General features: G+C 57.5%; 18 protein-coding genes and 1 pseudogene. 12 read left to right on the forward strand and 7 right to left on the reverse strand.

What is annotated here, in order from left to right:
* Positions 1-3 precede the first annotated feature (3 nt).
* Both accC and sbmA read left to right on the forward strand, forming a co-directional pair.
* The gene (accC, locus tag GH722_14665) at positions 4-1356 is read left to right on the forward strand and encodes an acetyl-CoA carboxylase biotin carboxylase subunit (GenBank protein ID MRG73009.1); all 1353 of its coding nucleotides are present in this window, start codon (positions 4-6) and stop codon (positions 1354-1356) included.
* 56 nt (positions 1357-1412) lie between these two features.
* Complete coding sequence (gene sbmA, locus GH722_14670) at positions 1413-2420, forward strand: peptide antibiotic transporter SbmA (GenBank protein MRG73010.1); 1008 nt, start codon at positions 1413-1415, stop codon at positions 2418-2420.
* Between the two features lie 16 nt (positions 2421-2436).
* Here sbmA and GH722_14675 read toward each other — a convergent pair whose 3' ends face one another.
* Both GH722_14675 and GH722_14680 read right to left on the reverse strand, forming a co-directional pair.
* Positions 2437-3162, reverse strand: a complete 726-nt coding sequence (locus tag GH722_14675) for a CoA synthetase (protein ID MRG73011.1) — start codon at positions 3160-3162, stop codon at positions 2437-2439.
* A complete protein-coding gene (locus GH722_14680; protein MRG73012.1) occupies positions 3159-3980 on the reverse strand; it encodes a CoA synthetase in 822 nt (273 codons plus the stop codon). The genes GH722_14675 and GH722_14680 overlap by 4 nt, the downstream gene beginning before the upstream one ends.
* 149 nt (positions 3981-4129) lie before the next feature.
* On the opposite strand from GH722_14680, the gene GH722_14685 reads away from it, so the two are divergent.
* Positions 4130-5356: a Bcr/CflA family efflux MFS transporter gene (locus GH722_14685; GenBank protein MRG73013.1), complete on the forward strand. Its 1227-nt coding sequence runs from the start codon at positions 4130-4132 to the stop codon at positions 5354-5356.
* A 16-nt stretch (positions 5357-5372) separates the two neighbouring features.
* Here the strand turns inward: GH722_14685 and GH722_14690 are convergent, their stop codons facing one another.
* The 3 genes and pseudogenes from GH722_14690 to GH722_14700 form a co-directional block, all read right to left on the reverse strand.
* Entirely contained in the window at positions 5373-6506 is a 1134-nt protein-coding gene (locus tag GH722_14690) for a hypothetical protein (protein ID MRG73014.1), read from the reverse strand.
* Between the two features lie 70 nt (positions 6507-6576).
* The gene (locus GH722_14695) at positions 6577-7383 is read right to left on the reverse strand and encodes a DUF455 family protein (protein ID MRG73015.1); all 807 of its coding nucleotides are present in this window, start codon (positions 7381-7383) and stop codon (positions 6577-6579) included.
* 5 nt (positions 7384-7388) lie between these two features.
* Positions 7389-10838, reverse strand: a pseudogene (locus GH722_14700) (bifunctional [glutamine synthetase] adenylyltransferase/[glutamine synthetase]-adenylyl-L-tyrosine phosphorylase).
* An 81-nt stretch (positions 10839-10919) separates the two neighbouring features.
* Here GH722_14700 and GH722_14705 point away from each other — a divergent pair.
* Positions 10920-14099, forward strand: a complete 3180-nt coding sequence (locus GH722_14705) for a hypothetical protein (GenBank protein MRG73016.1) — start codon at positions 10920-10922, stop codon at positions 14097-14099.
* Between the two features lie 16 nt (positions 14100-14115).
* On the opposite strand, the gene GH722_14710 is transcribed toward GH722_14705, so the two are convergent.
* Positions 14116-15363 carry a tyrosine--tRNA ligase gene (locus tag GH722_14710; protein ID MRG73017.1) on the reverse strand — a complete coding sequence of 416 codons (1248 nt, stop codon included), beginning with the start codon at positions 15361-15363 and terminating at the stop codon, positions 14116-14118.
* Between the two features lie 99 nt (positions 15364-15462).
* Here GH722_14710 and GH722_14715 point away from each other — a divergent pair, with 99 nt between their 5' ends.
* Positions 15463-16524 (forward strand): anhydro-N-acetylmuramic acid kinase, encoded by a 1062-nt coding sequence (locus tag GH722_14715; GenBank protein ID MRG73018.1) that lies wholly within the window; start codon positions 15463-15465, stop codon positions 16522-16524.
* A gap of 3 nt (positions 16525-16527) precedes the next feature.
* Here the strand turns inward: GH722_14715 and GH722_14720 are convergent, their stop codons facing one another.
* The gene (locus tag GH722_14720) at positions 16528-17172 is read right to left on the reverse strand and encodes an alpha/beta fold hydrolase (protein ID MRG73019.1); all 645 of its coding nucleotides are present in this window, start codon (positions 17170-17172) and stop codon (positions 16528-16530) included.
* Positions 17173-17379: 207 nt separating this feature from the next.
* Here GH722_14720 and cysE point away from each other — a divergent pair, with 207 nt between their 5' ends.
* The 7 genes from cysE to hscB all read left to right on the forward strand — a co-directional run bounded on the left by cysE (position 17380) and on the right by hscB (position 22556).
* Positions 17380-18084, forward strand: coding sequence for a serine O-acetyltransferase (gene cysE, locus GH722_14725; protein MRG73020.1), 705 nt, complete (start codon positions 17380-17382; stop codon positions 18082-18084).
* A gap of 24 nt (positions 18085-18108) precedes the next feature.
* Positions 18109-18579: an Rrf2 family transcriptional regulator gene (locus GH722_14730; protein MRG73021.1), complete on the forward strand. Its 471-nt coding sequence runs from the start codon at positions 18109-18111 to the stop codon at positions 18577-18579.
* Positions 18580-18588: 9 nt separating this feature from the next.
* Positions 18589-19704 (forward strand): aminotransferase class V-fold PLP-dependent enzyme, encoded by a 1116-nt coding sequence (locus GH722_14735; protein MRG73022.1) that lies wholly within the window; start codon positions 18589-18591, stop codon positions 19702-19704.
* 49 nt (positions 19705-19753) lie between these two features.
* Positions 19754-20989 carry an IscS subfamily cysteine desulfurase gene (locus tag GH722_14740; GenBank protein MRG73023.1) on the forward strand — a complete coding sequence of 412 codons (1236 nt, stop codon included), beginning with the start codon at positions 19754-19756 and terminating at the stop codon, positions 20987-20989.
* A 51-nt stretch (positions 20990-21040) separates the two neighbouring features.
* Positions 21041-21445: a Fe-S cluster assembly scaffold IscU gene (gene iscU, locus GH722_14745; protein ID MRG73024.1), complete on the forward strand. Its 405-nt coding sequence runs from the start codon at positions 21041-21043 to the stop codon at positions 21443-21445.
* A gap of 69 nt (positions 21446-21514) precedes the next feature.
* Positions 21515-21838, forward strand: a complete 324-nt coding sequence (locus GH722_14750) for an iron-sulfur cluster assembly accessory protein (GenBank protein ID MRG73025.1) — start codon at positions 21515-21517, stop codon at positions 21836-21838.
* 88 nt (positions 21839-21926) lie between these two features.
* The gene (gene hscB / locus GH722_14755; protein ID MRG73026.1) at positions 21927-22556 is read left to right on the forward strand and encodes a Fe-S protein assembly co-chaperone HscB; all 630 of its coding nucleotides are present in this window, start codon (positions 21927-21929) and stop codon (positions 22554-22556) included.
* Position 22557 lies beyond the last annotated feature (1 nt).

Here is a 22557-nt window from a genome sequence, read left to right on the forward strand (position 1 = left end):
AGCATGTTCGATAAGGTCCTCATTGCGAATCGTGGCGAGATCGCACTTCGTATCCTGCGTGCCTGTAAGGAAATGGGCATCCGAACCGTCGCTGTTCATTCGACAGCTGACTCGACGGCGATGCATGTGCGTCTGGCTGATGAAGCGGTCTGTATTGGTCCGCCTGCCGCAAAACTCAGCTATCTGAACATGCCGGCAATTCTGACGGCGGCCATGGTGACAGGGGCTGATGCCATTCATCCCGGTTACGGGTTCCTGTCGGAAAACGCCGATTTTGCACAGATGGTCGAAGATCACGGCATTGCCTTCATCGGGCCGACTGCTGAACATATCCGCCGGATGGGTGACAAGGTTGAGGCCAAGAAAACAGCGGAAGCTCTCGGTATTCCGGTGGTGCCGGGGTCGCCCGGCGAAGTGACCTCGGTTGAGGAAGCGGAACGTCTTGGGGCTGAAATGGGCTATCCCGTTCTGGTCAAGGCGGCAGCTGGTGGTGGCGGCCGCGGTATGAAAGTGGTGCCCAACGCCAGCGAGATGGCGAGTGCCTTCCAGACCACCCGTAAAGAAGCAGAAGCCGCCTTTGGCAGCGCCGCCGTCTATATCGAAAAATTCCTCGGTCAGCCGCGGCATATCGAAATTCAGGTATTGTGTGACCATCACGGCAATGCGGTGCATCTGGGTGAGCGCGACTGTTCACTTCAGCGTCGTCACCAGAAGGTGCTGGAAGAGGCGCCTTCACCGGCCCTCAATGCAGAGCAGAGAGCCAGAATCGGCGATACGGTTGCCGCGGCGATGCGAAAGATGGGTTATCGCGGTGTCGGCACAATCGAATTTCTGTACGAGAACGGCGAGTTCTTCTTTATCGAGATGAACACCCGTTTGCAGGTTGAGCATCCGGTAACCGAAGCCGTGACCGGGCTTGATCTGGTGCGCGAGCAGATTCGCGTCGCGACCGGTGCTCCGCTTGGCTACACTCAGGCTGATATCGTCATTCAGGGCCATGCCATTGAATGCCGGATCAATGCTGAGAATCCCGATACCTTTGCCCCGTCACCGGGAACCATCGGCGAATATCACGCGCCGGGTGGCCTTGGCGTTCGTGTCGATTCGGGTATCTATTCCGGTTATTCGATCCCGCCGCATTATGACAGCATGGTGGCGAAGCTTATCGTTTCCGGTCGGACGCGAAATGAATGCCTGATGCGGTTGCGGCGCTCGCTTGACGAGTATGTGATCGGCGGTATCCAGACAACGATACCCCTGCATCAGCGTCTTGTGCAAAATCCCGACTTCCAGAATGGCGAATATGATATTCGCTGGCTGGAGCATTTTGTCGGGCTGTCAGCCTCACTCGGCTGAGGAATCCCGTGTCATTGCTGTAACAGGGAGCACGCCGGTCTGGCGTGACATGAGGCATGTTCCGTTCCTTTTTTCTGGACCGTCGCTGGGCATTGTGGTCCTGGATTGGTGGGGCCGTGATCATCTTTGTGACCTGGTACAAGGTCGAACTGGATGTGGAGATCAACGAATGGTTCGGCAGTTTCTATGACATCATTCAGAAAGCACTGGGAACACCCGGCGCCATCACGGCAGGAGAATATTATCTTCAGCTCGCCACCTTCGGAAAAATTGCCGGGCTCTATATTCTGATTGCAGTGCTGATCGAATTCTTCACGAAGCACTGGATCTTCCGCTGGCGAACAGCGATGAACAATTTCTACATGTCGCACTGGCAGTATCTTCGTCATATCGAAGGGGCCTCACAGCGCGTGCAGGAAGATACGATGCGTTTCGCCCGGATCATGGAAGGGCTGGGCATCAGTTTTGTCCGCAGCATCCTGACCCTGATCGCTTTCCTGCCGATTCTGTGGGAACTGTCAAAGAAAGTCACTGAACTGCCGGTTATCGGGCATGTCGATCATGCGCTGATCTATGTCGCCATCCTGTTCGCTATTGGCGGCACTGTGCTGCTGGCGGTTGTCGGGGTGAAGCTGCCGGGGCTGGAATTCAACAACCAGAAAGTCGAGGCCGCATATCGCAAGGAACTGGTATTTGGCGAGGACAATGCGGAACGCGCAGATCCGCCAACGGTCCGGGACTTGTTCGGAAATGTCAGGAAAAACTATTTCCGGCTGTTCTTTCACTACATGTATTTCGATGTCGCAAAATGGTCCTACCTGCAATTCGGCGTTCTGGTGCCTTATGTTGCACTTGGCCCGACCATCATTGCCGGGGCTTTTACCCTCGGGGTGATGCAGCAGATCATCCGGGCATTCGGCCGCGTCGAATCATCTTTCCAGTTTCTGGTGAACAGCTGGACGACGATTGTTGAACTGCTGTCCGTCTACAAGCGCCTGCGTGCCTTTGAAGCGGAAATCAACGCAGGCGTTCGTGCTGACCCGGCCTATATGGACGCCGACTGATATTTGGTCGCAGATATCAGCCAAAGACCCGGCTGGCGAATTCCGGATAGGTTTCCGCGATTTCATCGGCAACCTGTCCGCGCAGCAGGCTCAGGCTGTCGTTATCCGGCAGGGAGGTAGGAGGCACATCTTTGCCGTGATCGAAGGTGAAACCGGTGGCTTCCCGGATACTGTCGATGCTTTCTCCCTCATGCAGGCTGGCAAGCCGGAAGCGGCGCTCTGTCTTGTCGAAGTTGAAGACACAGCGGCCGGTGACCAGCGCATAGGGGCCGCCGGTCCGGTAAGTGCCGGATTCGCTGACGCCGGGGGCAGAAATGAAGTCGACCTTTGGAACGAAAACCCGGGGGGTATGTTCCTCGCGGAACAGGATGACCCGCGGAATCAGGAAATACAGATAGGTTGATCCGAACGAGCCGTTCCAGCGCACATCAAGCGACGGATAATCACCGACCCCGACAAGGTTGATATTGGCTTCCCCGTCAATCTGGCCGCCTGAGAGGAAAAAAGCGTCGATGCGACCCTGTGCGGCGCAATCGAACAGTTCCTTGCCGCCATCAGTGAAGGGGTTGTGGGTCTGACTGCCAAGCAGGCTGACGCGCAACCGGCCTTTTGACCGGGCGCGGGCCAGCAGGGCTGCGGCCCCCGGTATCGGCGACAGGGCGCCAACGGCAACATGGTTGAGATCCTGCAGCATATCGGCAATGACCGAGATCAGCAGCTCTTCGCGGCGAATCTCACTCATGCGGCTGCCGGTGCGGTCAGAATATGTTGCTGCATGTAATCTGCGAATCCGTCTTCGGTACGGGCCATTGCTGCATAATCAGCGAGATGCGTATGATCCGGCGGATAACATCCGGGCAGGCCAACCGGCCAGGCACCGTTTCGCGCCTCGGCAATGCCGGTGATATAGAGGCCCGGGATGGTGCCTGCCGCAATGACCGGGTCGGCAAGCAGGTCTTCGTCGACAATTTCCTCAACCGTCACAAGGGTCTGGCGAGCGGCATGTGCCATCAGCATGAGTTCCCGCCGGACACCGATCCAGACATTGCCGCGCTTGTCTGCCTTCGCCGCGTGGAAAAGGGCGACATCGGGCTGGATGGCGGGCAGGGCGACCAGCTTGTCATCCACTGTCGAAAACGGATTGTCCATCAGCTTCCAGTCCGGACGATGGGCAAGGATGTCGGAGCCGATCAGCCCCCGGAGCGGCAGGAAGGGAATACCTTTTTCCGCAGCCTGAAGACCGGCATGAATGGCCGGGCAGGTGGCATCACGCATCACAAGGTCACCGGCTTTGAAGGCTGCGACGAACCGGGGCGCGGCACCATATTCGCCAAGCGTCATGGCTGCGGCCTCAACCGCCTGAACGCAATCAGCCCCGATCATCATATCAGCCTGAAACCCGCCACTGGGAACGCCAACAAGCCGCAGATCACGTGCGCCCCTGCGTATCAGGGCGCGGACAGCTTCCATGGCGCAGCCGCTGTAATCGGGCGGTATGGCCACCAGTGAGCCGTCAGGAATCGATTTGGCAATCTGTTCGATGGTCAGTGTCTGTGTCATTTCAGGAGAATAAGCGAAGGCCGAACCAGCGACAACAGCTTCGGCCCGGCGTGCAGTTTTTGAGACGTGTTCCAGCTATGCGCGAGAAGCATGGGGCATAAGCACGTTCTTCGCTTTATTGTCCTATCAATGAAACTTATATCTAGCGCATGATAAAGCGACCCAGCCTGGCTGTTCTGATCGCGTTAACGGCCGTTGGGCCGCTTGCGTTGAATATCTTCATGCCGTCGATGCCGCGCATCGCCGACGAACTTGGTGTGCCTTATGGCACAGTGCAATATGCACTAACCCTGTATCTCGTCGCGATTGCGGTGTCCCAGCTTTTTGTCGGTGCAATTTCAGACCGGTTCGGACGACGACCGGTAATGCTGGCCGGGATGGTTCTGTTTCTGGTTTCTACAGTGATTTGCGCTCTGGCCCGAAATATCGAAGTTTTGATTCTGGGTCGTATGCTGCAGGCCATCGGAGGGGCTACCGGGCTGGTGCTCGGGCGTGCGGTTGTACGTGACCTGTATGGCCGGGAGAAATCAGCCAGCATGATCGGTTATGTCACGATGGTGATGATGATCGTGCCGTTTCTGACGCCGACAATCGGCGGGTTTCTGGATGAATATTATGGCTGGCAGGCAAGCTTTGCCTTTGCCGGTGTTTTTGGCACTGCCGTTCTGATCTATGCCTGGTTTGCACTGCATGAAACCAAGTTCGACCGGCCGCAAAGCCTGAGCCTGTTCCAGACGTTTAATGGTATTGGCACGATTGCACGGCATCCGGCTTTCTGGGGCTATGCCCTGTTTGCGGGTTTGCTGTCGGGGATGTTCTTCTCGTTTCTGGCGGGCGCGCCCTACATCATGATTGAGCTTCTGAACCGTCCGCCCTCGGAATATGGCCTGATGTTCATGTTCCCGGCCTTTGGTTATATGGCGGGCAACTTTCTGACCGGGCGCCTGTCGGAACGTCTTGGTGCTGACCGGATGATGGTGATCGGCGCGATGCTGATGATTCTCGGGTCACTGACGATGGTCGGATTTGCTGCCGCCGGGGTGTTCACATCCTGGGCGATTTTCCTGCCGATGGTTCTGGTCTCGCTTGCCAACGGTCTCAGCCTGCCAAATGCGCTGGCCAGCGCACTCAGCATCCGTCCTGATCTGGCCGGAGCCGGGTCGGGGATGTGCGGTTTTCTGCAAATGGGAATTGGTGCCAGCGTGGCGCAGGTCGTTGGTCTGTTGCAGACAGATTCGCAGTGGCCAATGGTCGGTGTGATGGCAACGTCCGGGTTTCTTGCGGTCTGCTGCTATCTGCTGGGTGCGGCCTTCCGGCGGCGGGCGCGGATTGCCGTCCGTGCCCGGGAAGCCGCTTCAATGAGCGTGGTCGACTGAGTTGAAGACGGGCGGTTCAGCGGGATGTGAGTAACTGTCCCTCACGGCCTTCGAGCGTTTTTTCGCCGGCAACCTTAATAAAAATATCACCTGGCCGAACCAGCCGGTGGGCTCGCCGTCCAAAGACCACCCCCGTCTGACGGGTGGTGACTTCTGTCCTTTCGCCCGTTGTCGGGTCGAGAATTTCAGCGACAACAGTGCCGGCCTTCACCCGATCGCCGGGATCTGCCCTGAAACTGACAATGCCGGGTACCGGCGCTTCGATCATGTCGACGCCGGACAAAGGGGTGGCAGAAGAAACCGGCGCAGGCAGAGGGCCGGGGTCGCCGGAGAGCACACCCTGATGTTGCAGATAACGGAACAGGGCGTCTGCATCACGGGCGGCAAGATCGTCGGAGACGTCATGCTGGCCCCGCAGTTCCACCGTGCAGGCCAGACAGGCCGGAGGGATGGGAAGGTCCGGGAAACGGGCCTGTAGCTCCAGCCAGGGGGTGCTCAGGGCCTCGTCAAACGGCTCGCCACCGGATTTGTTGGCCAGCAAAGTGCATTCACTGGCCATCAGGCGATGCAGGTCTTCGGCTTGCGGCCAGTGTTCCTGCAAAAAATACAGATGCATGATGGATTCTGAATCGCAATGCAGGTCCAGTGCAATATCGGCTTCGCAAGACAGCCGCATCAGACGCAGGCGGAGTTCGTCAGCTTCATCCCGGATATCGTCGAGCGAGGCAAGATATCGCGCCATGGCACTCCGGATGCGGGCGACATTGCCTTCTGCTGACTGGGTCAGTTTTCCGTCAACCAGATCGCCGACAGGACCGGCTATATCCGGGTAATGACGGTTGAAGTTGCTACCGCTGTCCAGATCAAACCGGCCGATATGACTGCGGCTGATCCGCTGTGACAGACCAATGGGATTGGCGACCGGCACAATGACAATCTGGCCTTCCAGCATTCCCCGGGCATCGGCTTCATCCAGCTTTCGCATCAGATGATCAAGTACCAGCATTCCCGGCAGTTCATCGGCATGCAGCCCGGTCTGGAGATAGACGAATGGCCGTGCACTGGCGGCACGATATCGCACGACGGTCAGGTTGCGCTCTGTGCCGGGGCTGGCTTGTGGCAGGGGGATCTGGTCAACGGTTTTGGTCATGCGATCTGGCCTGTGGAAGTAATGCCCGATTTTGACCGGCAATCATCCGTCGGTGCAAGCGACAACGGCGTCAGGCTGTGCCGCCTGGAGGCAGGTCCGTGTAGAAGGCACTGTCGAAGCCGGCACGTTGCCGGGCCTCGTCATTGAAAGGGGGCTTCAGCCCGCCGCTGAAACGCTCGGTGACAAGACGTCGCCAGGCAGCGAGAGGGTCGATGCCGCGCCCGGCACAGACATGATCGAACCAGCGTTTGCCGATGGCAACATGGCCGACTTCATCCCGATAGATAATGCGCAGGGCATCAGCGGAGATGTTATCTCCGGCGCGGTCGAGCTTTTCAATCATGGCCGGGGTGACATCCAGTCCCCGTGCTTCCAGGACCAGCGGCACGATGGCGAGGCGGGCCAGCAGATCGTCAGCCGTCGACTGAGCCGATTTCCAGAGACCGTCATGCGCCGGATGATCCCCGTAGGAAGCACCGAGTTCCCGCAATCTGTCATCAATCAGCAGAAAATGCGTGGCCTCTTCACGCCCGACGCTGACCCAGTCATCATAAAATGCCCGGGGCATATCAGGGAATCGGGCGATGATGTCCCAGGCCAGATCAATCGCATTCAGCTCAATATGTGCGACCGCATGCAGAAGTGCGATACGACCCTCCACCGTTCCGATCCGTCGTCGTGGCATTTTGCCGGGTGACTGAAGGACCGGATGTTCGGGCCGTGCCGGCCGGTCCGGCGGAGTTGTCGCCCCGATATCCTGAATGCCGCGATCTTCCCAGGCAGCCGCAGCAGCCAGGGCGGCTGCCGCCTTGGCCCGCGCCTCAGCGGTGGTGAGAACGCCTGTTGCCAGACCGGAGAGTGTGGTGGTGTCGGTTATGGTGATCACAATGCCTTAACAGCAGCCAGAACTTCCTCGACATGGCCGGGAACCTTGACCTTGCGCCAGACATTACGGATCACGCCGGTTGAATCGATCAGGAATGTGGTGCGCTCGATTCCCATATATTTCCGGCCATACATGTTTTTCTCTTTCCAGACACCGTAATCCTCGCAGACAGTTCCGGCATCATCTGCACCCAGCGTGAAGGGCAGTTCGTACTTGGCCTTGAACTTGTCGTGCTTCTTGGCGGTATCCTTGGAGACACCGATAATTTCGGCATTGGCGCCGGAAAAATCAGGCAGCAGATCCCGGAAGCCACAGGCCTGCTTGGTGCAGCCGGGTGTGTCGTCTTTCGGGTAGAAATACAGAATGACATTCTTTCCTTTAAGGTCACTCAGGCTGACGGTTCCGTCGCTGTCGGTGGGCATGTTGAATTCCGGCGCCTTGTCACCTGTGTCCACAGTCATTCCGGTCTCTCCTCATTCACTGGTTTCATTTTCCGCCGGCAACTGTTTTGCCGGTTCAGCAATTATGTCGATGAACAGGTCGTGCACGGCAGTCGCTGTTTCAAGCATATGTTTCTCCAGAATGTCCAGCGAAGGCGCATCCATTGCCCGCAGGATGGTCCGGGTCATGCCAACACTTGCTTCAAGCGGTTTGAACTCGCCAACGACCGTAACCCGCAGCACAGCCTGAAGACTTTGCCAGAATTCCAGTGCTTCGGTGAGGGTTCTGGCTGCTTCGCCGCTCAGGACACCGGCTTCATGCAGTGCCGTAATCGAAGCCGCCATGGTGGTCTTGCCCAGAACATCCGCGCTGGCTGCTTCCCGCAGCAGCAGATATTGGATGATGAACTCCCCATCAACGATTCCCCCACGGGCCTGCTTGACGTCCCAGAGACTGCCCTTGTCCAGTTCGCCGGCCATTTTCAGGCGCATGGAATAGACATCACCCAGCAACTTGGCGGGATCCCTGGGGGATTTCAGGATTGCAGAGATCACCCTGTCGACGGTCTTGCACAGGTCGGTATCTCCGGCCACTGCGCGGGCCCGGCTCAATGCCATATGTTCCCAGGTCCAGGCATCCTTGCGGTGATAGCTGTCGAAAGCGGTCAGACTGCAGGCCAGCGGACCCTTGTTGCCAGACGGGCGCAGGCGGAGATCAATTTCGTAGAGCATCCCTTCGGCGGTCAGTGCCGTCAGGGCGTTGACCAGACGCTGACAGAGGCGGCTGTAGTAGGCGGAGACGGCAAGCGGTTTGGCCCCGTCTGATCCGGTGCAGTCTTCCGGAGCATCATAAATCAGGATGAGGTCCAGATCAGAACCGGGCATCAGTTCCTTGCTGGCAAGCTTGCCCATGGCCAGAAGCATCATCCGGCCACCGGGAACGGTACCATGATGGATTTCAAGCTCCTGCCGTACAGCAGCCAGCATGGCTCTCAGAACAGCCTCTGCTATGTGACTGAGTGCCGGCCCTGAATCGACAGGTTTCATCTGTCCGCGGAGAATTTGCAGCCCGATCAGGAAGCGCCGGTCACCGGCCCATCGACGGGCAATATCCAGTTTATCCTCAAAGAATGCTCCCTGACGGACGTCATTGTCACATTCGGCAATCAGTTCTTCCAGAGACGGTGGCGGTCCGCGGTAATCATCATTCAGAATGGCTTCCAGCCGGTCCGGTCGACGACTGAGCTGATCCGCCAGTTTGGGGGCACCCCCCATGATCTCGGCAACGACATCCAGAAGTTCCGGATGGGTGTGGAACATGGCAAACAACTGCACGCCGGCAGGCAGTTTTGCCAGAAACCGGTCAAAATTCAGCAGCGCCGTGTCAGGGTTGGCAGCAGCGGCAAAGGCTTTCAGCAGGCGGGGCGTCAGTTCCGTCAGATATTGCCGTGTCCGGTTACTGCGGGTCGCGCGGTAACGCCCGTGATGCCAGCCCCGGATCGTATCGGACAGGCCCGGCGTATTGGAAAAACCCATGCGGGTGAGGGTGGCCAGGGTTTCCGGGTCATCATCGACACCTGTGAAGACCAGACTGCCCTCTGACCCCAGTTGCGGCGAGGTTTCAAACAACCCGCTGTAATGCCGTTCCACGGTCATCAGGTGGTGAACCAGTTCTGCCGCAAATTCTGCCGTGGAGGCAAAACCGGCAAACTGTGAAAAGATTTCCAGCTTGTCGTCATCTTCCGGCACAGCATGGGTCTGGGCATCATCGACCATCTGTAACCGATGTTCGGTCGAGCGCAGGAACCTGTATGCCTGTTCCAGTTCATCCGCAGCGGTTTCGGTCACATGCCCCTGCTGGACAAGTTCCCGCAGCATCGCGAGCGTGGCGCGGCCGCGCAGTTCAGGCTGTCGCCCCCCCCAGATCAGTTGCTGGGTCTGAACGAAAAACTCGATCTCCCGGATACCACCCCGGCCAAGTTTCACATCATGGCCGGCAACCGAGATTTCCGAGCCGCCGTAATGCCGGTCGATCTGGCGTTTGATCGAATGAATGTCTTCGATTGAGGCAAAGTCGAGATGTTTGCGCCAGATGAAAGGCTGTATGAAACGCAGGAACTCATTGCCGGTCTCCAGATCTCCGGCAACCGCCCGCGCCTTGATCATCGCTGCCCGTTCCCAGTTCTGTCCCATCGCCTCGTAATAGGTTTCAGCAGCCTGGACGGAAACGGCAGGCGGTGTGGAACCGGGGTCAGGGCGCAATCGCAGATCAACCCGGAAAACCTGACCGTCGCCGGTACGCTCACTCAGGATCTTGATGAGATTGCGGGATATTTTCGAGAACAGGGTTTGCGGTGCATCTTTACCGCGATAATCGACACGTTCCGGGTCGAACAGCAGAATCAGGTCGATATCACTGGAATAGTTAAGCTCCCGGCCTCCCTGTTTCCCCATGCCAAGCACGGTGAAGCCGGAACCCTTACAGGGTGCTTCCGGGTCGGGCAGCTGGATGTCGCCCTTGTCATGGGCCTGGCGAAGCAGGTGGGCGATAGCTGAATTGACGGTTGCATCGGCCAGGTCACTGATTGCGCCGGTGACGGATTCCAGGGGCCAGAGACCGCTGATATCTGCCAGCGCAACAGCAATGGCAACCCGGTCCCGGCTTTGCCGAAGACGTTTCATGATGGCGGCCGTCGATTCGTCAGGAATCAGTGTTTTATGGAGCTGCTCAAGTTCCGAGGCGACAACAATTTCGGGATCAGACCGCAACAGTTCGAGCCCAAACTGCGGCTGCCGGCAAAGTGCTGCTGTCAGGTAAGGACTGTGGTCGAAGACCGAATCGACAAGCCTCTCCAGCCCCTGTGACTGGCGCAGGACCTCCAGAGCTTCAACAGCTTGGCCGTCGTCGTCTTTTCCCAGAGCTTCGGTAAAGCGCTCCCATCCGCGGGTGGCGCGTTGCGGGTCTGATACGACAGGCAGGATTGCCGGATCGATTTCCTGGAACATTATATAAAGGTTTCCGGTTGTTTTTTCGACCTTGTGGGATGCATCTATTCTGGTCAAGAAACGAAGCGCTGGAAGACATCTTTGATCATTCGCACGACACACAGGCTGATCCGCATCATCGGTGCAATAGGCGCAGGCTTTTTCGTGCTGTTGATGCTGGCTGCCTGGCGATTGAGTTCCGGCCCGGTGGAACTGCATTTTCTGACCCCCTATGTGGAAGATGCCCTGACCCCTGAAGATGGCAGCTACAGGATCAATATTGGTGCGACAGAGTTGCGCTGGGGTGGCTGGGACAGGCCTCTCGATCTGACGGCAACAGATGTGCAGGGTATTGATTCGGAAGGTGTGGTGATTGCGACGGTGCCAAGCCTTGCGATCGAAATCAGTGGCCCGGCCTTGTTGCGTGGCATGATTGCGCCCCGCAGAATCATGATCAACAGACCAACCGTTCGGCTGAATCGTGCCGCCAAATCCGGATATGAGCTGGATTTTGGCCGCGCGACTGAAACCGGTGTCGCATCGTCGGAACTGACCAGAAGACTGGTCGATGAACTGCTGGATGCCCCGGATCGCAGCCGTCCGCTCGGGCACCTGACCGAACTTGCAATCAGGGATGCAGATTTGCAGGTCCATGATCAGTCGCTTGCGCTGTCTCTTAATATTCCGGATAGCGACATCTTGCTGCAACGCAGCCCGAACGGGCTGGAAGTACAGATGTCCACAGCGATTGATCTGCAGGGGGAAGCTGCCGTAATTGATATTGTCGGCAGCTATCAGGCGGAAACGGAGCTGCTTGACCTTGTTGTTGGTTTTTCGAATCTCCGGCTCGGCGGTGTGCAGGATATCTGGACGGCTGCGGCAGACTTCGGGTCTTCCGATATGTCGGCTGCGGGGACGCTGACCCTGTCTGTTGGCCTGGATGGTGATTTTCGTTCCATCGGGTTCGATGTTCAGACAGGGAAGGGCAACCTGACGCTGAATGACCCGATTGATCACAGTTTCGACCTCGATGAGATCACGTTGCGGGGACGGGCTATCGAAGGTCTCGACATACTGGTTGTCGATGAACTGTCCGTGGTTTCGGAAGGGGCCAGCGCCGCTGTCGGCCTGCGTGCGCTGGGGCTCAGGACAGGAACAATTTCCTTCGCAGGTAATGTCGCCGGACGGGACATCCCGAACAACCGGTTCAATGAACTCTGGCCGGCAACAATCGGCATTCTGGTCCGTGACTGGGTGGAGAAAAATCTGTCAGACGGGATGGTTACAACGGCCAATCTCAGTCTGCAGGGGTCGCTTCAGGGCAGCGAGCTCACGCTCAGCGATATGAAGGGCTACCTTGATCTCGAACATTTCACGGTTGGCTATCTTGAAGGGATGCCAAGGGTTCAGGATGTCGATGGTCGGGCGGATTTCACACAGACAACCTTCGATATTGCGTTACATACCGGTCATATCGACAAGCTGAAGGTCGATGAAGGCCGGGTGCTGTTTATCGGACTTGATCAGGAATATCCGAATACGGATATTGATGTCCGCCTGCACGGGCCGCTGGATCAGGCTTTGCACCTGCTTGACAGCAAACCACTGGGTTACGCTTCCGAACTGGGGCTGGATCCCAAAAAGGCATCAGGTGAAGCATCGGTCGATCTGGCAATAGATTTTCCGGCGAAACTGGCGCTTCAGCTCAGTGAAGTCGAAATAACGGCAAAAGCCGACCTGACGGCTGTGGCGCTTCCCGGACTGGTCGCCAACCTTGGCATTCGGGAAGCTGACCTTGCGCTCGATGTTAACAAGCAACGGATGCTGATCGACGGCACCGGGCTGCTGGGGCCTGTGCCGATTACCCTGACGACAACGAGATACTTCACCGATCAGGCGCCGTTTCGCTGGCAATACAAAGTGCAGGCGGAAATTGATGCGGCAAGCCGTCATGAATTCGGCCTGGATTTCCCGCCGTTTACAGCCCCGTTTCTGGAAGGCCCTGTCGATGCGGACATTGTCTTTACCGAACTTGATGGTGGTCGTGGTGCCCTGAATGCGGAACTGGATCTTCGTGCGGCCGTGATGTCTCTTCCGGGCTTCGGCTGGTCGAAAGGTGCGGGGGTTGGCGGCAAGGCACGGGCAACGCTGGTCTTTGTCGATGGGCGGCTCGTGGCCATTCAGTCGTTTGATTTCGATGGCGCGGGGATCGAAGCGGAAGGGCGTGTGGCCTTCAACGAAGAGGGAACGGCACCCAACAGAATCGAATTCTCGAAGATCCGTTTCGGGGAAACCGATGTCACGGCAAGCGTCGTTGCGGCTCCGGATGGCGGGTTCGATATCGCTGTGTCCGGTCCGTCATTTGACGCGGCAACGATTGTTGGCGGAGATGAAGACACGGGTGAGACAATAACCGCCGTTGCCACGGCCCCCGATCAGACGACGCAGGATGGCAATCTGGTCCCGCTGCGTATATCGGCAGAGATTGAACGTCTCTGGCTGTCACCTGAACGCAGCGTTGAACAGGTTCGTGGATTTGCATCGCGCAGTTCCTCCCGGTGGGAAACGGCTGATCTGCAGGGGCTGGTCGGTGACCGGAAAATGACCCGGCTTATCCTGACACCACTGGAAAACCGGCGACGGCTGGAAATCGTCAGCGATGATGCGGGGGCGGCTCTCGAAGTCCTCGGCTTTTACAAGGATATGCAGGGCGGACGGCTGAAAATTGCTGCAAATATTGACAGTTCAAAGATATTGAAAGTCACGGGTGGTGCTGAAATTCAGGACTTCCAGATCGTGAATGCCCCGACCTTTGCCCGGCTGCTGAGTGCGCCATCTGTGGCGGGGATCATTAACATGGCCCAGGGAGAGGGGATCAATTTTGCCCGGATGCAGGTGCCGTTCATCATCAACGACCAGATTGTTGAAATTGATGATGCCCGCGCTTTTGGCAGCGAAATCGGCCTGTCGGCAAACGGTACTGTTGATCTTAGCAGGGACCGGGTGGATATCACGGGCACCATTGTTCCGGCATATGCGCTGAACAGCCTGATCGGACAGATTCCGCTGATCGGCGAAATCCTGACAGGTGAAAAGGGCGGTGGCGTCTTTGCCGCGAACTACAGCCTTCGGGGGCCGCTTTATGATCCGGACCCGTCCGTGAATCCGATTTCTGCCCTTGCGCCGGGGTTCCTGCGAAAGTTTTTCGACCTGTTCAGCGGCGAGCGCGGCACAAACCCAAAGCCCGGAACCAGCAAGCCGCCGCAGCAGGATAACAAATAGCCACCGGTTCTGCGGATCAGGCGGGACGGATCAGAATATGACGTTTTTTCCCGGCTGACAGTTTGATCGCGCCGTCCTGTGTCGCAGATTCCATTCCGATGTTCTGATTCTCATCCGTAATCTGGATATCGTTCAGCCGTGCACCGCCGCCGCGTACCAGACGACGGGCTTCGCCGCCGGAGGATGCCAGCCCGGCAATCTGGAACAGGCTGAAGGCTGGTATCCCGGCAGTAAGATCAGCGGCGGGTACGTCAACAGTCGGCAGACCCTCGGCAGACTGCCCTTCCTCAAAAGTCTTGCGGGCAGTCTCTGCGGCTTCCTCGGCTGCGGCCCGACCCCGAATCACGGCGGTCGCTTCCGTCGCCAGGACTTTCTTCGCCTCGTTCAGTTCCTGGCCTTCAAGTTTGGACAGCCGGTCGATTTCGTCCATTGGCAACAGGGTGAACAGTTTCAGGAAGCGCGAAACATCGGCATCTTCCGTATTCCGCCAGAACTGCCAGTAATCGAAGCTGGAGAGGCGGTCTTCATTCAGCCAGACAGCGCCAGCCGCTGTTTTGCCCATTTTCGCGCCGGAGGCAGTGGTGATAAGCGGGGTGGTCAGGCCGAATACCTGTTTGGCGGTGATACGACGGGTCAGCTCCACGCCATTGACGATATTGCCCCACTGGTCAGACCCGCCCATCTGCAGCACACAGCCATGGCGGCGCGATAGCTCCATGAAGTCATAGGCCTGAAGGATCATGTAGTTGAATTCAAGGAAGGTCAGCGGCTGCTCACGGTCCAGCCGCAGCTTTACCGAATCGAATGTCAGCATGCGGTTGATGGTGAAATGGGGGCCGACATCACGCAGGAACGAGATGTATTCCAGCTTGTCCAGCCAGTCTGCATTATTGACCATGATGGCGTCATTCTCGCCATAGGTCAGGACGTTCTCGAAGGTCCGCCGGATACTGGCGATATTGCCTGTTATGTCATCATCCGTCAGCATCTTGCGGGTTTCGTCCTTGCCGCTCGGATCGCCGACTTTCGTGGTGCCGCCACCCATCAGGGTAATCGGCTGGTGGCCGAAATGCTGCATCCAGTAAAGCATCATGATCGAGACCAGATGTCCGACATGCAGACTGTCACCGGTCGCGTCATAGCCGACATAGGCTGAAATGCGACCGTTCAGGATTTTCTCATCGAGCGCGTCGAGGTCGGTGCATTGATGCAGATATCCGCGCTCAACAATGAGACGGAGAAAATCGGATTTCGGCTCAGACATGATTAGGCTTTTCTGATTACTGTTTCCGGATGAAGGGGCGATGATCTATCACAGCCCCTTGAGCGGGACAATGCGGAGGTTCAAATGACACAACGATCCATGCGGCGCGCGATTGGTCTGATGAGTGGTACGTCGATGGATGGCATTGATGCCGCCCTGCTGGAAACCAATGGCGAGATGATCCGCCTGTTCGGCCCGCATCTGATGGTTCCCTACCGTGATGAGCTTAAACAGCGCATTCGTTCGGTGCTTGGCGGCAAGGGGCCGGTCGAGGAGGTTGAGCGGGATGTTACCCTGGCTCATGCCGAAGCCGTCGAACTGCTGGTACAGCAAACCGGTCCGGTCGATGTGATCGGATTTCACGGCCAGACGATTTTGCATGAACCGGACAAGGGACGGACCTGGCAGATCGGGGATGGTGCCTTACTGGCAGAGAAAACCGGAACTGATGTGGTCTTCGATTTTCGCAGCAATGATGTCGCGCAAGGCGGTGAGGGCGCACCGCTTGCGCCGGTCCTGCATCAGGCGCTGGCCAGAAACCTGAGCCGCCGTCCGGTTGCCGTGCTGAACCTTGGCGGTGTCGGGAATGTCACCTGGATTGGTGAAGGTGACGCGATGCTGGCTTTTGATACCGGACCGGCGAACGCACTGGTTGATGACTGGGTGGCACAGAAAACCGGTGATCCGTATGACAGGAATGGAACGCTTGCGGTTGCCGGCAAAGTAAACGAGGCGCTGATTGACGCACAGCTGGATAATCCGTGGTTTGCCGAGATGCCGCCGAAATCGCTCGACCGGTATGATTTCAGTGGCGACTTTGTTGCCGGATTAGACCCGGCTGACGGCGCGGCAACGCTGACATCTTTTTCCGCCGCCTGTGTCGCCCGGGCAGCCCGTCATCTGCCGGAACCGCCGGAGATCTGGCTGGTTTGCGGTGGCGGACGGCATAACCGTTTCCTGATGTCGGAGTTACGGCGGCGGCTGAATGCCGATGTACAGCCTTGTGAGGCGGTGCGCTGGCAGGGGGATGTTCTGGAGGCGCAGGCCTTCGCCTATATGGCGGTTCGCCATCTGGAGGGACTGCCGATCAGTTTTCCCGGCACCACGGGTGTGCCGCAGCCACTGACCGGCGGTCGGTTGGCGGTCTCGCGCAAAGCTTAGGCGTCAGCCGAGACCGAGTCTGCCATCCAGATAGGTGCCGACACGTTCATTCAGGTCATCGAACTGTTCGGTGAAGAAGTGACCGGCACCGCCGATGACATCGTAATCCACCACAATGTTTTTCTGTGTCTTGAGCTTTTGTGCCAGTTTGGCAACAGCAGCTTCCGGCACAACTTCGTCATTATCGCCATGCAGAATCAGGCCTGATGACGGGCAGGGTGCAAGGAACGAGAAGTCGAACATGTTTGCCGGCGGGGCAATGGAGACAAAGCCCGAGATTTCCGGGCGCCGCATCAGCAGTTGCATGGCAATCCAGGCACCGAAGGAAAATCCGCCGATCCAGCAATCCGATGCATTCGGGTTGAGGGTCTGCAGCCAGTCCAGCGCCGAAGCGGCATCAGAGAGTTCACCCTGTCCGTCGTCATAACCACCCTGCGAGCGGCCAACGCCGCGGAAGTTGAAACGCAGTGTCGAAAAGCCGCGGTTCACGAAGGAGTGATACAGATTGTAAACGATCTTGTTGTTCATCGTTCCGCCATGCTGCGGATGCGGATGCAGGACCAGTGCAATCGGAGCGTTCTCCGTTTTACCGTGGCTGTATCGACCTTCGAGGCGTCCTTCCGGACCGTTGAAAATAACTTCAGGCATAGGTTACGGCTCTCTTGGGGAAGGGATTAACCCGTCACTTTTGTAGGAATTGAAAAATAGAGGCTATCAGGCATACCGAATATGGTGTCCGTATTCTTGACCAATTTAGTAGGGTATCCTATATACCCGATAGTCGACGGGGCAAATGTCTGAACCAACGGATTGGCCATCGCACCCGGCGAAGCGATTAATTACGCGACGAGAGCCATGTTTTTCAAGGTAATCCGTGAGGATATCAGGTCAATTCGGGATCGTGACCCCGCTGCCCGGTCGGTTTTGGAGGTTATTCTCTGCTATCCCGGGTTGCACGCGACACTGATCTATCGTGTGACGCATGCGCTCTGGAATGCACGGTTTCACTTGCTTGCACGGGTGTTGTCGCATTTTGCAAAGATTGTTTCCCAGGTGGAAATTCACCCCGGCGCGAAAATTGGTCGCAGGTTTTTCATAGATCATGCAACAGGTGTGGTGATTGGTGAAACGGCAGAGATCGGTGATGACGTCACGCTTTATCAGGGTGTGACGCTGGGCGGGGTCAAGCTGAATGCCGGTAAGCGCCACCCGACACTTGAAGACGGTGTGATTGTCGGGGCGGGGGCCCAGATACTTGGCCCGCTGACGGTTGGCCGTTGCGCCCGGATCGGTGCAAATGCGGTTGTTCTTCGGGATGTCCCGGCAGGGGCGTCCATGGTGGGTATTCCGGCGCGTCAGGTCATGAAGGCGCGGGATGAATCCTTCCAGGCCTATGGTACGCCAACCGGTGACATTCCGGATCCGGTTGTCCGGGCGATTGAAGACCTCCGCCGGGAATTGCAGGCGACGGCTGGCCGTGTCGCGGAACTGGAGAATGAACTTGAACGGCGTGATGCTGCAGACCGGCCTGAAGAGCCGCGTGCGGCAAACCGCTCCTGATGAATTGAATGACAGGTAAGTGACATGAAACTTTCGACAAAAGGCCGCTATGCGGTGATGGCGATGGTGGATCTCGCGACCCACAGCCGCGGGAAGCCGGTATCGCTCGCCGATATTGCAGACCGCCAGGAGATCTCGCTGTCATATCTGGAACAGTTATTCGGCAAATTGCGCCGTGATGGTCTGGTTGCCAGTGTGCGTGGGCCGGGAGGCGGTTATCTGCTGGCCCGTGAGCGCGAACAGACACGGGTTTCCGATATCATCATGGCTGTTGACGAGCCGATCCGGGCAACACGCTGCAAAAGCGGTTCCCCCCGGGGCTGTCACATGGATAAAAGCCGCTGTCTTACCCATGATCTGTGGGAGGAACTGGGCAATCAGATCTATACGTTCCTGAGCACGGTATCGCTGGATGATATCTGCGAGCGTCGCGTGCTTGGATTGCGCAATTTTCTTGGTGCTGATGCGCGCGAAGGCGTGCGGGCAGCGGAATAGGATAATCCGGTGATCTATCTCGATCATAACGCAACAACACCGGTTCGGCCGGAAGCGCGGGACGCAGTCATTGCGGCGCTTTCGGAGACTGGCAATGCGTCATCAATCCATATGGCAGGCAGGGCAGCCCGCCGCCGGATTGAAGATGCCCGTGAAGTGGTTGGCCGCTTCATTGGTGCTCGGGCGCAGGATGTTGTGTTCACATCGGGTGGTACAGAAGCGAACAATCAGGCGCTGCGTGGTTGTGGCCGTGCGCGACAGATTGTGTCTGCGATTGAACATGATTCGGTGCTGGCTGCGGCCGGACCGGATGCAGATATTCTGCCGGTTGATGGCAGTGGTATCGTCGATCTGGAACGGCTTGCTGCAATGCTGGCTGAACGGGGCGAGGATACGGTTGTTTCCGTCATGCTGGCGAACAATGAAACCGGGGTTATTCAGCCGGTGAGTGATGTTGTCAGGCTGGCTCATGATGCGGGTGCGCTGGTCCATGTGGACGCCGTTCAGGCGGTCGGAAAGATGGCTGTCAGTTTCGCTGAAACCGGTGCTGACATGATGACGATCTCCGGTCACAAGTTTGGTGCCCCGGCGGGTGTCGGTGCCCTGATCCTGAGACCGGGGCTGCAACTGGACAGTCTGATTTGTGGTGGCGGGCAAGAGCGTCGCCAAAGGGCTGGAACGGAAAACATTTCATTTATCAGCGGGTTGTCTGCTGCTGTTGATGCATTATCTGAGGATTGGGCGTGGGTGTCGTCGGCGCGGGATGCCCGGAACCGTCTCGAAGCCCGGCTGTTGCAGTCTGGCTATGATGTGCAGATTTTCGGTGGCCAGTCCGAGCGACTGGCGACGACCTGCTGCTTTGGTGTCGATGGCATTGAGGCTGAACGCCTGCTGATGGCTCTGGACCTTGAGGGTCTGGCAGTCAGTTCCGGTTCAGCCTGTTCGTCGGGCAAGGTTGCTCCGTCGCATGTCCTGTCGGCGATGGGAGTTGCAGAGGGCGTGGCGAAGTCTGCTGTTAGGGTCAGCTTTGGCTGGACCAGTCAGCCGGATGACGAGGAACGATTTTTCGAAGGCTGGATGCGGGTGATCGGGCGAATGCGCCCGGGCATCGCATCTGCGGCCTGAAGCAAGTGGCTATTCAGCCAGGATTTAAATGAGAGGCAATGAGGCAGTTATGAGTGTTACCGGTCAGAATTCCAAAGATCGTCCAATCTACCTGGACTATCAGGCAACGACGCCGACTGACCCCCGGGTCGTCGATGAGATGCTGCCCTATTTCAATGCGCAGTTCGGTAATCCGCACTCGCGCAGCCATCAGTATGGCTGGGAAGCGGAAGACGCGGTCGAGAATGCCCGGCGTCAGGTTGCTGATATCATCGGTGCGGACCCGCGGGAGATCATCTTTACCTCCGGCGCGACCGAATCAAACAACCTTGCCCTGAAAGGCATCATGGGGTTTTACGGTGATCGGAAAAACCACATCATCACCTGTGTTACCGAGCATAAATGTGTGCTCGACAGCTGCCGCCAGCTGGAACAGCAGGGTTTTGAAGTGACCTATCTGCCGGTTCAGCAGAATGGTCTGGTTGATCTGGAAGTGCTGAAGAACGCGATCACCGACAAGACGGCGATTGTCTCCATCATGGCGGCGAACAACGAGATCGGTGTGATTCAGCCGGTCGCTGAAATCGGTGCGATCTGCCGTGAACGCAAGGTCTTCTTCCATTCGGATTGTGCGCAGGCGGTTGGCAAGATCCCGCTTGATGTCAACGAAATGAAGATCGATCTGATGAGCATTTCCGGCCACAAGCTTTATGGTCCGATGGGCATCGGCGCGCTGTATGTTCGCCGCAAGCCGCGTATCCGGCTGGTCGGTCAGATCAGCGGGGGCGGTCAGGAACGTGGCATGCGCTCCGGTACGCTGCCGCTGCCGCTCTGTGTTGGTTTTGGCAAGGCCTGTGCTATCGCCAAAGAAGAGATGGCGGCAGAGGCCGAGCGGCTGATTTATCTGCGTGACCGCTTCCTGAAGCGGATCAATGATTCCCTGCCGGAGGTTTACCTGAATGGTGATGCAGAGCACCGTCTGCCGGGTAACCTGAATATCAGTTTTGCCTTTGTCGAAGGTGAGGGGCTGATGATGGGAATCAAAAACCTTGCCGTGTCGTCCGGTTCAGCCTGCACCTCGGCATCGCTGGAACCGTCTTACGTGCTGCGTGCGCTTGGCGTTGAGGTCGAAATGGCCCATACCTCTCTGCGTATCGGGCTGGGGCGTTTCACGACCGAAGAGGAAGTGGACACTGCCGCAGATCGCATTATTGCAGAGGTGACGCGCCTGCGTGAGATGAGCCCGCTCTGGGAAATGGCCCAGGAAGGTATCGACATTTCGAAGATTGAATGGGCTGAGCATTGATCTGCGCGTCCCGCATAACAATATATACGGTATAACAAGGAGTTACATCTGATGGCCTACAGTGAAAAAGTTGTCGATCACTATGAGAATCCCCGCAATGTCGGTAATCTCGACAAGAACTCGACATCTGTCGGAACCGGCCTTGTTGGCGCGCCCGCCTGTGGCGACGTGATGAAGTTGCAGATTCAGGTCGGCGCGGATGGCCGGATTGAAGACGCCAAGTTCAAGACCTTTGGCTGCGGTTCAGCAATTGCCTCCAGCTCGCTGGTGACAGAATGGGTGAAGGGCAAGACCGTTGACGAAGCCGAAGCGATCAAGAACACGGAAATCGCTGAACATCTGGCGCTGCCGCCGGTGAAAATTCACTGCTCGGTGCTTGCTGAAGATGCGATCAAGGCTGCGATCAAGGATTATCGTACAAAAGCCGGTCAGGCCAAACCGGCAGCGGCGGAGTAAGTCTTGGAAGCGACAACCAAAGACGGGGCGGCGAAAAAACGCCGTCCGCTGCCGCCACGCCCTGCGCCGATTACCCTGACGCCGGCTGCGATTGCGCGCGTTCATGCGCTGATTGAAGGCCGGGGTAAGGAAACTCTCGGCATTCGCATCGGTGTCCGCACTAAAGGCTGCTCCGGCCTCAGCTATACGCTGGAATTCGCCGACGAGCAGAACGGATTTGATGAAGCCATTGATATTGATGAGGGCACCAAGCTGTTCATTGATCCGAAGGCTTCGATGTTCATCTTTGGTACGGAAATGGACTATGTAGAGGACAAGCTGGAATCCGGTTTTGTCTTCCGTAATCCGAACGAGAAAGCCCGTTGTGGCTGTGGCGAGAGCTTCCACGTCTGAGTCTCTGTCCGGGATTACGGACCGGCTTGCCTGAATTCCCCGGCGCAGCTTGCTGCGCCGGGCCTGTTTTTGAGTGAAAAAGGCCGCAATGGCTGACGAACCTTCCATATCGACAAAGACAAACGCCTGCTGGTCCTGCAAGGGGCCTGTGTCTGATGCGGCTTTGTTTTGTGACACCTGTTCAGCTATTCAGCCTCCGGGGCAGGCCGACCATTTCACCCGCTTCGGACAGCCGATCGGTTTTGATCTTGATCCGGCGGCACTGGAGGCGGCTTATTTTGATCTCCAGCGGAAACTCCATCCTGATCGCTTTGCGACCCGCTCCGGCCGTGAGAAGGCGTTGTCCCAGTCACAGGCGGTTGCCGTGAATGAAGCCTATGAGACGTTGAGCGATCCGCTCCGCCGCGCGGCTTACCTGCTTTCTCTCAATGGCCGGACTGCCGATGTTGATCGTGACAGTACGATCAGTGATCCGGAACTGCTGATGGAATCGATGGAAGCGCGGGAAGCCCTGGCTGAAGCAGAAACCGTTGAGGAAGTGGTTGGCCTGTCCCGTGAGACGAACGCGAGAATCCGCTCCTGTGAGCAGGAACTGGCCGTGGCCTTCACCGCCGGCGATCTGGATCAGGCAGGGGCATTGACCACAAAACTGAAATATCTCGGCAAACTGGCGGGTGAAACACGCGCGCGCCGACTGAAACTGGCTGGAAGAGGCTGAT

Source organism: Alphaproteobacteria bacterium HT1-32 (assembly GCA_009649675.1).
Lineage (GTDB): Bacteria > Pseudomonadota > Alphaproteobacteria > Rhodospirillales > HT1-32 > HT1-32.